The organism is Maridesulfovibrio ferrireducens (assembly GCF_016342405.1).
Lineage (GTDB): Bacteria > Desulfobacterota > Desulfovibrionia > Desulfovibrionales > Desulfovibrionaceae > Maridesulfovibrio > Maridesulfovibrio ferrireducens_A.
Map to the genome: position 1 here is coordinate 1 of NZ_JAEINN010000044.1, position 5964 is coordinate 5964.

At 40.1% G+C, this 5964-nt stretch carries 7 protein-coding genes and 1 pseudogene; 4 read left to right on the forward strand and 4 right to left on the reverse strand.

What is annotated here, in order from left to right; translation table 11 throughout:
- Positions 1–77: 77 nt before the first annotated feature.
- A complete protein-coding gene (locus tag JEY82_RS19390; protein ID WP_304088929.1) occupies positions 78–287 on the forward strand; it encodes a hypothetical protein in 210 nt (69 codons plus the stop codon).
- Here the strand turns inward: JEY82_RS19390 and JEY82_RS19395 are convergent.
- The 3 genes from JEY82_RS19395 to JEY82_RS19405 form a co-directional block, all read right to left on the reverse strand.
- Positions 284–742 carry a hypothetical protein gene (locus tag JEY82_RS19395; protein WP_304088932.1) on the reverse strand — a complete coding sequence of 153 codons (459 nt, stop codon included), beginning with the start codon at positions 740–742 and terminating at the stop codon, positions 284–286. The genes JEY82_RS19390 and JEY82_RS19395 overlap by 4 nt on opposite strands.
- An 812-nt stretch (positions 743–1554) precedes the next feature.
- Positions 1555–2658: a YhcG family protein gene (locus tag JEY82_RS19400; protein ID WP_304088934.1), complete on the reverse strand. Its 1104-nt coding sequence runs from the start codon at positions 2656–2658 to the stop codon at positions 1555–1557.
- Between the two features lie 86 nt (positions 2659–2744).
- The gene (locus JEY82_RS19405) at positions 2745–3152 is read right to left on the reverse strand and encodes a helix-turn-helix transcriptional regulator (RefSeq protein WP_304088937.1); all 408 of its coding nucleotides are present in this window, start codon (positions 3150–3152) and stop codon (positions 2745–2747) included.
- Positions 3153–3253: 101 nt separating this feature from the next.
- On the opposite strand from JEY82_RS19405, the gene JEY82_RS19410 reads away from it, so the two are divergent.
- Positions 3254–3556, forward strand: a complete 303-nt coding sequence (locus JEY82_RS19410; protein WP_304088939.1) for an XRE family transcriptional regulator — start codon at positions 3254–3256, stop codon at positions 3554–3556.
- A 64-nt stretch (positions 3557–3620) separates the two neighbouring features.
- Positions 3621–3854 carry a hypothetical protein gene (locus JEY82_RS19415; protein WP_304088942.1) on the forward strand — a complete coding sequence of 78 codons (234 nt, stop codon included), beginning with the start codon at positions 3621–3623 and terminating at the stop codon, positions 3852–3854.
- Here the strand turns inward: JEY82_RS19415 and JEY82_RS19420 are convergent.
- Complete coding sequence (locus JEY82_RS19420; protein WP_304088944.1) at positions 3851–5008, reverse strand: site-specific integrase; 1158 nt, start codon at positions 5006–5008, stop codon at positions 3851–3853. The two genes, JEY82_RS19415 and JEY82_RS19420, sit on opposite strands and share 4 nt — an antisense overlap.
- Positions 5009–5489: 481 nt before the next feature.
- On the opposite strand from JEY82_RS19420, the pseudogene JEY82_RS19425 reads away from it, so the two are divergent.
- Positions 5490–5891: pseudogene (locus JEY82_RS19425) on the forward strand (zincin-like metallopeptidase domain-containing protein); the annotation flags it as partial.
- Between the last annotated feature and the right edge of the window lie 73 nt (positions 5892–5964).

Below are 5964 nucleotides of genomic sequence, written 5' to 3' on the forward strand. Positions count from 1 at the left end.
ATTCATCCTCCTTGAATGGGAGGAAGTATGTCATATGAGAAAATTAATGGAAGATGCAGCCGTCTGGACGGTTACCTTTGAAATGGCAGCGTCTTGCCATTAAAATGGATCCACAAGATGAACTTAATGCACTAGCTGAATGGGCAAAAAATAATGAAAATAATCGAGACCACAATTTCGGTTTAGAATATACATTTGAAGCTATTGCGCTAGGATTTTGTACTTGGTGGAAATTTAACATTTTGCATGTAGTAAAATACACCAGGACAATCGCTAAAAAAATCTAATTAGAAGCATCTAAAACATTCCTTTTAAATGGAAGTGTTCCCTGAGAGTACACATCATGAAAATTAGTTATTGGATAAACGACCCTGTATAACTCAGGAGAAAGCCAAATAACCAATTGCATTATAGTATTAAATTTATCTGCGAGATCACTTAAATACCAGATAGGTTCATGATGAAAAACTCTATTCCTAAACATCCTTAAAGCATTAAGAGTCGCTGACAAATAAACCTGCCGCCTAGAGCTAGCTGGAATATCTCTAAAACATTCTCTAAGTAACACAGGAACAAGACTAGCAGAATACCTACGCGCAACGAGGGCACTCCAGAAACCAAAACTTAGCTCTGCGACAATCTTTCCAGCATTAAGTTGATCCTCTGAACTGAGTTTCTGTCTAGCCTGCGCGATCTGCCTAGCTTGATAAGACTGAAGAAGGCGTGGAGTATCAAACCACATGTCAGTCCCATAATAATTTGTAAGGGCACGATGGATATTATTTCTTAATACTACCTCTAAATTCTGAAGAGGAATGTAAAAAGACTCGCTTAACCGACTATTCCACAAATATCTCAACAGACAGTCAAAATCGGTCTATCCTGAAGATCTTTTGTAGCCAGCCAGTCTTGCCTCAGACAAACCGCTCTTTATCCCTTCCCAAAAAAATGCTTGCATAAACTGTAAACAGTGCCTATTTAATAAGTACAGAACGTGGAAAAACCCCCTCTTGGCTTTGCCGATGAAGTTCCCACGTCATTGATGAAAAACAAACACCCTGCTTCGGCGGGGTTTTTGTTTTATATAGGACCCCAATTAATAAGTCTAGAACTGATAGATTTGCCCAAACACAGATGGATATCCAGTCACCACTCCAACAAGACCCAGGGCTGAGGCTATTATTTGCCGCAGAAAAGCCTAATGGTTTTGTATGTTTGCTTGTCGAGCCCCCTTAAGGACCTGTATTTAACAATGGCATTGTCAACCGCACTAACGAGATGTAGAAGTTTTTTTGCGCACCCCATGTGGACTATTTGAAGTAAAGGGTAGTCCCCCGAAGCACGACAACAGCTTCAATTGCAAAAACATCAACAGATCTATTTCTCACGCGCCTCGCGAATTTGATTTTTTCTCCAAGCATTTTCAGCCTGTTCCTGCTTAATCTACTTTCCACGCTCCAGCCAATCATACTTCTTCGACGATTGAGAGCTACACCCGACAAATAGAGATAAAAGCAACAAAAGAAATAAATTCCTCATAGCACCCCCTCCAAACTACGATTCATCATGCCCATGTCGATCTTCCCACTCAGCCTGAACCTCATCCATCTGCTTTTTCAACTCTTCCTTTGAAGGCAGGTAAAGCTGATACTCAGACGCATGAATATTAGCATCTTTGGGTAAAGTAATTTCTACTAATGATTTTTTATTCTTATTACAGATAATTATGCCGATCGTTGGTTTTTCATCGTCTAATTTCACATACCGATCAAAGTAATTAACATACATCTGCATCTGCCCCAGATCCTGATGCGTTAACTCTCCAATTTTAAGGTCAATAAGTGTATAACATCTCAACAAACGGTTATAAAAGACTAAATCTACAAAATAATGATCATCGTCAAAGGTGAATCGCTTCTGTCTAGCTTCAAATAAAAAGCCTTTGCCAAGCTCTAACAGAAAATCTTCCAGCTTATCAATAATTGCTGTTTCCAAGTCATTTTCAGAGTATTTCGATTTCTCACTTAACCCCAAAAACTCTAGCACGTAAGGGTCTTTCAGGTTGTCTTCTGGCTTTGTCACAATCTGCCCTTCGCAAGCCAGTTTTTGCACCCCATCTTTATCTCGGCTCAAAGCTAAGCGTTCATATAGACTTGAATTACACTGACGCCTGAGTTCTTTCAGCGACCAATCGCCATTTATAGCTTCAATTTCATAAAATGAACGACCTTTTTGATCTCCAACTGTCATCAGAAAAACATAGTGTGACCAGCTGAGTTTAAATTTCGCAGAAAGCGTCTGCGAAATCATAATCACATCGCTTGAAACTCCATCCGCAGACTCTACCGGTAACAATTTCGCAGATGATGTCTGCGAAATACCAGCAATCTTATAAATCAGATAAAATTTCTTCATTAAATCAAGGTTGCGGTGAGAATATCCACGTCCGAATTCAGCTGTAAGTTCTGTAGACAAACATTTAAGCAGAGATTTACCATACTCTGCTCTCTCTGCGCCACCTTGTTCAAACTCTACAATACGCTGTCCAATCAAATAGTTAGACACAACTTGCAAAGAATTTACATGCCGCACAACCAATGAACGAGCTTGAGAAATTATATTTCTAAGTTCTTTTATCAGATGTCTATCGATTTCCATTTACAATCCCAGCTAATGCCTAAAAAATCATTCAAAAACACGCTTCCAAATCCCGCGACACCACAATGGCCAATCAGACTTCCTACCTACCCATTGGCTTTTAACTCGCCTGCAATCCCCTTTTTACCTTCTTCTAAAGCAATTTCACCTTCAATAACAGCCTTCATAGCTTCCAAACGCGCTAAATTAGCAGCTCTATCCATTGAAGATTCAATCACCATGAGTCGCTTAACAATAAAAGAAGCTTCTTGAGCTGCAAAGCCTTCTTCGCTTTTAAACATGTCTCCCTTCCCAGTAAGGAGCCAATTTATATTTAAGCCTAAATTTTCACTCCAGTAATATAATATTTTCGCATTGGGAGTAGACTTACCTGATTTTATATTCACAAGAGTTCTGTCGGTAGTTTTTCCCTTTTCTGCTAGAGACTTAGCGGTAAGTTGGAGTTCTTCCTTCACAGATTCTATTCTATTTTTTATATCATCACCACTAAACATTCTTAAATTTCCTATATTTTTTTCTTGACTATAAAGAAAAATTTATACACATCTAAAACCAACAAACAACATAAACCACTTAAATAACTGGAATTAGATTTATGATTAACCAAACTAAAGAAAATTTGCAAGAAGATTTAACAACAGAAAACATCCCAGAGCACTTTTTAAGACGAGCTTGGATGGAAAAAAATAAAATAACAAATGTCATTTTAGCAAAAAGATTTGCTTTAACACCTGCAAGAGTCTCTTACATCATCCGTAGCGGAGAGTGTCCCCAAAAGTATATTAATATATTAAGAAAGGAATTCAAAATGCCGGACAGTCTTTTGCCTACTCGCAGTAGAGAAAAAAGCGGGCCTAAACCTAAAAGAAAAACTGACTTTAATTCACACATTAAATAAACATCAACTTCAACGTGTATTATTAGTTATTACAAAGACATAGAAGAAAAAAAAGGATAAAAACATGACCACAGACGAATTAAGGACATACCTACTAAACACTCTGCCACCGGTTATCTGCCGAAAAGGCGTAGAAGATCTCACTGGCGGTCTAATTAAAGCAACCACTCTGGCATTTGAAGATCATCAAGGAACTGGACCAACAGAAGGTAGGTTCAAACAAAAGCGCAAAGTATTCTATGCTCGTGAACCATTTGTGAACTGGTTCATTGAAAAAACAGAATCAATTGACGTCTAAAGCAAATCAATTGCTGCACGACACTGTGAATCATTAGTATGCACGTATCTCATTGTCGTCTGAATTGTGGCATGCCCCATAAGTTTCTGAACAACTGGAACAGGCGTGCCATTAGCAATCAATCTGGAAGCAAAAGAATGGCGAAAACAATGAGCACAAAATCTAAGCCGGCGGTCATTAACTCCGTCATTCCAGCCCAGATACTTCATCAGAGTTTTAAAGTTGTGCCCAACTTCCTTCTTAATTCCATCATCTGCAGCCGGAAACAAAAGCGAATTAGGTTTATCCAGCTGGCCGACACGGACCATCAGCATATTCCGGAGCTTATCGGAAATATATGCAACCCTACTCTTCCCGCTTTTAGGCCCGTCGTCCTCTGCATCCACACCTTTAATCAGAATTGTGCCTGCAGCAAAATCTATATCCTGCTTAGTCAAGACAAAGAGTTCGCCCATACGCATTCCAGTATAAAGCGACAAATAACAGATATCATGCACCTCAGTATAATTTCGTTCCTGTGCGAGTGTAAAAAATTCCTGTTCTTCTTCCGGTGTGCAATATCTGAGTCGCTGATTGTTCAGCTTTGGAAACTTAACGCCTCTGACTGGATTGTTGATCGACATCCAACCGTATTGAATAGAATAATTGCAAATCTGCCTAGTAAGAGCCAGACACTGGCCGACAGTGGCTTTAGCAAGCCCCTTCTCGACGCAACTATTTTTCAAGTCCTCAATATCCCCAATGGTCAGGTTATCCATGAAAATTTTCCCAAGAATGGGAAGCAAATGCATTTTGAATCTGGTTTCATCATGCTTCCAGCTTTTCTTGTTTTTCTTGGCATAAGACTCAATATAATGATTTCCTGCCTGTTCGAAATTCTTCTCGGCTTCACGCTTGGCAGCCTTCACCTGCCTAGACTCTTCCAAAGTCTGAGATCCTTTGCCCAATTTAATATTGGCAACAAGATCACAGCGCAATTTATGAGCCTTAGCAGCAGACCATCCCTGAGAAGCCCATCCGAGAGCTTCCTGCTTGGCTTTACCTCCGACCTTATAGCGAATAATGAAATATTTATCGTGATGAGGACCATGCCGTCTTGTGGGATGCTCCCGATATCTCACGCCAGTAAATTTTGTTCCGATGTACTTAGTCATTTTTGTGCCACTCCTGTGCCACCTTTTCATATAAAGCTATCTAATGCTACCAAACACATTGAGACTAAGTTATCTCATATAAAACAGTCATTTGCAATATTAATTAACGCTATCAACAAGTCAGTCAAACCCCCTTTTCAAGGACTTAAAATCCCTCGAGCTTCGGCTTGTGCGGGTTCAAGTCCCGCTCTGGGTACCACGGTTAAATCAAGGGTTTACATGCAATTTTAGGATTGCTTGTGGACCCTTTTTTTATGGCATTTCACCAAATATAAACAATTTTTGTCCCACTTTTAACGTTTTTTGTCCCACCACATTGTAATGCGACAAAAGGTTTTGACACTCAAAACCATTCTAAACTATCGTCATTTTCTGTTTTTTTTACTCAATTTATATTCTCACATAATAATCATCCACTTTCCCCACATTTCTTATACGCTTTGTTATCGCAACCTTCTATTATCCCTTCTGGGGCTAACAATTGTCAAAACCGACCCTGCGCTTTTCCAATGTATTCCACGCCAGCCAGATTGAAGGAATACCAGAATGGGTAGGCCGGGAAATATCATGGAATCCAGACGAACGAGCTGAATCTATTCTGCAAAATTCCGGTGCAAGTATCACTCATGACCAACGCAATCGGGCCTTTTACGGGTTATCAACTGACAAAATTCACCTCCCGCCGCATGCCGCCTTTCAAAGCTCCGATAGGTATTACAGCACCGCTTTGCACGAACTCGGACACTGGACAGGCCACGAGTCAAGGCTGGACCGTGAATTCGGCCCATTCGGATCAGAAATATATGCCAAAGAAGAGTTACGCGCGGAAATAGCAAGCTGGATGCTCAGCTCAGAACTTGGGCTGGGCCATGATCCGGATCAACGTAACCGTCCAGACGGCTGCATCTTCCATTAATTTTCTCATATGACATACTTCCTCCCATTCAAGGAGGATG